The following is a 3487-nucleotide window of genomic DNA, read 5'->3' as shown; positions in this document are numbered from 1 at the left end:
ATTGCTTTATTTTTTTCTTTCTTTTTTATTCTCACAAACTGACTGAAGCGCTTCCCTGCAAGTTGGCTGGCAATCTGGGTACATCTCCCATCCCTGGGAGTTTTAAGGTTGGAATTAACGGCGCATCACGATAGCCTGCATACACTACCGTCACAGCCAACACACCGGTTGCTTCATTAAATTCAACAACAACATTATTGTTCTGATTGCCCAGAACCGTGGTTTTGGCTGTGGGTGGTAACCAATCCAACGTATCGGCAATCACCTCTCGTACCCTTGGTTTTACTCCCTGCTCAATATATTGCGTTATGTCATCAAACTCATCTGCATTGGGATCAACAGCCAGGGCAGAACGAGCGCCAGAAGCAGCGGCATGGTTAAACGCCTGCACCATTAACAGGGGTAAGGAGTAGCTGACAATGGCATAAAACAGGGAGAAAAAAAGGACAAACATTAATGCAGCTTCGATGGCTGCTGCACCACGTTGCTTATAAAAAGAATTTTTGGGTGCCAATAGACTTGTAAAGCCATCTGGATAGAGAGGTGATATAACAGAACGAGTCATGAAAAGCCCTCTAAACTTTTAAGAGGGATAAAGTCAACATAAGCTGGAATACAAAGCGTGATTAAAACGCTGACGGCAAGAATGGCACCGAAAGGGAGAACCTTTCCAGTTGGCCGAGCCAATACCGGTAACTGAATTTTTGTGGATGCAAGTTGCAGATTGAGATAGGGCAAAACCCGCTGTGCCGACAGCCATGCAACAACAATCATGCCTGACAGCAAACCGGCAATAGCATAGCTTACTAAAAGAAAATTCAACCCGGTCAACAGACCTATTGACGCCAGGAATTTTACATCGCCTGCCCCAAGCCAACGGAAGGCATAGGCCGGTAATGTCAGGAAAAGGGCAGCACTCCAGGCCAAAAGGCATGAAATGGCTGTGGCTCCCAGCAAACCATGCCCGGCTATCAACAAAATAGCCAAAGCAGGAATATGCACGCCAAGAGTCAGAAAATTGGGCAGTCGACGTTGTGTTAAATCATAAAACGCACACGCCAGACACCAAATTGTTAACAAACCGGCTGTAAAAAGAGGCTGGGAAAACAGCACTTTGATTCCGTGAAAAACTAAGTACTTTTAATCGGTACTGTCTTCTAAAGCGCCCTGGATGTCGGTGAACACACCAACAATTGCATCCCGAACAGGTGCAACAAACGCAATCAATGCCACTGCAACCATAGCCGCTACCAGCGCATACTCAATACCACTGGCACCCTCTTCGTCTTTGAGAAAATCCTGAACTGCTTTTTTTACCATTTTTATATTCATCATTTGAGCTCCCTTAAAATGAAAAAACACCTACCAAATATGTTTATTCTGCTAACGTCCGTTGGGCAATTGTTGCTACATCACCAGGTATTTTGCAATAAAAATTACTGTGAAAATGTTATATGGGACACGGGAAAACATGCTGTTATGCGTATAAGGTGAAGTCTCTCACACTGTTTGTAAAGTTTGTTCAGGCAAAAATAAATAAAAATTAATAACCCAGGATCAACATCCTGATTATCTGTTGTCTGATCAGGCAACAAATCAAAAACGCATTTTGACTACCAGTGGCAAATGGTCTGAAGCCTGTCGAGCTAACGCCGTTTTGTGAACAGATAGTTTAATTTGACAGCGTTGGGGAGAAATCCAGATACGATCCAGTGCGAAAACAGGCCAGCCTGCCGGGAAGGTTGGCAAATGCGGTTGAGCACTGAAATGTTGATGCAACCAGCGCAACGGTCTTCCCCACAACAACCACTCATTGACGTCGCCTAATAAACAACTGATATCCGCTTCCTGCTGTGATTTTATCTCCAGCAATTGTTTGACCTGCCAGCGACGCTCCGCCGGTTTCAACCCTAAATGGGTAGCGATAACCTGTAATTCATAGCCGGCGACATCAAAGGTTGCCTCAATGGCACCTCGTGGCTCACAACCCGAAAAACTTAAATCAATATGCTTAAAGGATCGTAATGGCAGTCTTGTCAGCAAGGCATTGCCATAGTGGCGGGTTTCCCGAAACAGGGTCGGACCGGCAAGCGCTTCATGACCAGTCTGATAAGCCAGATACTCCAGCAGGTCCAGCTCATCAATCGAATGGTGTTCAACTTCCTGCAAAGCGATAATATCAGCATCCAACTCTTGTAAAACGGCTGCTATGCGTGCCGGATCAAATTGACCATCAGATCCTATGCAGGCATGGATATTGTAAGTAGCAATCGTGAGGGTGTTGGAGGGTGTTACTTGCGTCACGAGTCTGTTGAAATTCTGTTCAGCCATCTTTTAACACCGTACATCAGGCTGCCAATCCCTAAAACCACCATTATAAAAATAATAATTTCTATAGGTTCAGGCTGTTGAACAACTCGTAACAGTGAATTCGCAAAAACGGTTATGGCTAAAATCCCCGGCAACATGCCCAGCAGGGTTCCCCAGATAAAGTCTTTTAATTTGATATGCGAAGCACCTGCTACCAGGTTAATCACCGTAAAAGGTGCTACCGGAATAATCCTCACGGTAATAATCGCCATCACACCATGATTGGCTAACCGTTTTGACAGCCGGTTTAATTTTGATCCGGCCATTTTAGAAACACTTCTACGCCCCAGCCACTCACCAGCGAAATATCCCAGAATGGCACTCAGCATTGAACCCAGAATGGCGTATATACTCCCCGGCCATGCGCCAAAACTTATCGCAACAGCCACAACCAGTATGGTCAGGGGAATCGCAAACAATCCGGCTATAGCAAAACCCGTAATAACAATGACGGGGGTAAAAGGATTGTCGTTTAACCTGCTAATCAACTGTTTCAGGTTTTCCGGCGTTAACCATTCATTTAAAGGTGTCCACTTCCATAATGCGGTCAATGCAACTACAGCCAATAAAATCAATGCAGCGATGATAATCTGCTTTTTAGGTGATTTCGGTTCATCAATTGGCACCAGTTTCCGACTCATTTCAACCGAATCGACCGGTCGTTCAGGATCGATATAGTCAGCCGTAGGAGTTAAACCATCAATATTTTCATCTATCTCACAATCTAGCTGGCGGAGTGTTCGTGGAAATTGATTACGTGCATCCAACACTTGAATCAGTGAGTTATGTTCAGCAAGTAAACTTTCCAATTCAGTTTCATCGAGCTGCAGATGTTCACTCAGCAGCCGCTGACGGAATGCTCGTATCGCCTGAATGTGATCAGCATTTTCAGCTTCGATAGCCAAATCACATTCACTATCCAATCCCATAGACCGGTTGCTTAAATTCGCCGAGCCAATCCGTAAAAAGCAGTCATCAACGATCATCATTTTGCTATGCAGACTTATGTACATTTCACCCAACGCTTCATGATGCGGGTAGCAAATTCGTAAACGATCATGTTTATCGGCATCGCAAAGTTTGCGGCTGACTCTTGAACGCAACACATCCATCGTAT

The 3487-nt window shown here is 44.9% G+C and carries 4 protein-coding genes and 1 pseudogene (1 of these 5 only partly in view); all 5 read right to left on the bottom strand.

What is annotated here, in order from left to right; all coding sequences use genetic code 11:
- Positions 1 to 31 precede the first annotated feature (31 nt).
- The gene (locus B3O33_RS12300) at positions 32 to 565 is read right to left on the bottom strand and encodes a TadE/TadG family type IV pilus assembly protein (RefSeq protein WP_292360880.1); all 534 of its coding nucleotides are present in this window, start codon (positions 563 to 565) and stop codon (positions 32 to 34) included.
- Entirely contained in the window at positions 562 to 1113 is a 552-nt protein-coding gene (locus tag B3O33_RS12295; RefSeq protein WP_292360882.1) for an A24 family peptidase, read from the bottom strand. Before B3O33_RS12295 ends, B3O33_RS12300 begins: the two co-directional genes overlap by 4 nt.
- A gap of 27 nt (positions 1114 to 1140) precedes the next feature.
- The gene (locus B3O33_RS12290; protein WP_292360884.1) at positions 1141 to 1335 is read right to left on the bottom strand and encodes a Flp family type IVb pilin; all 195 of its coding nucleotides are present in this window, start codon (positions 1333 to 1335) and stop codon (positions 1141 to 1143) included.
- Positions 1336 to 1596: 261 nt separating this feature from the next.
- Positions 1597 to 2331 carry an endonuclease/exonuclease/phosphatase family protein gene (locus B3O33_RS12285; protein ID WP_292360886.1) on the bottom strand — a complete coding sequence of 245 codons (735 nt, stop codon included), beginning with the start codon at positions 2329 to 2331 and terminating at the stop codon, positions 1597 to 1599.
- A pseudogene (locus tag B3O33_RS12280) lies at positions 2301 to 3487 on the bottom strand (VTT domain-containing protein) (it continues 895 nt past the right edge of the window). Before B3O33_RS12280 ends, B3O33_RS12285 begins: the two are co-directional and overlap by 31 nt.

Source organism: Methylophaga sp. UBA1464, from assembly GCF_002325665.1.
GTDB lineage: Bacteria > Pseudomonadota > Gammaproteobacteria > Nitrosococcales > Methylophagaceae > Methylophaga.
This window is presented reverse-complemented; position numbering and strand designations above follow the sequence as displayed.

Coding starts and splice junctions, on each gene's coding strand:
- B3O33_RS12300 (WP_292360880.1), bottom strand. CDS start 565: ATGACTCGTTCTGTTATATCACCTCTCTATCCAGATGGCTTTACAAGT.
- B3O33_RS12285 (WP_292360886.1), bottom strand. CDS start 2,331: ATGGCTGAACAGAATTTCAACAGACTCGTGACGCAAGTAACACCCTCC.
- B3O33_RS12290 (WP_292360884.1), bottom strand. CDS start 1,335: ATGATGAATATAAAAATGGTAAAAAAAGCAGTTCAGGATTTTCTCAAA.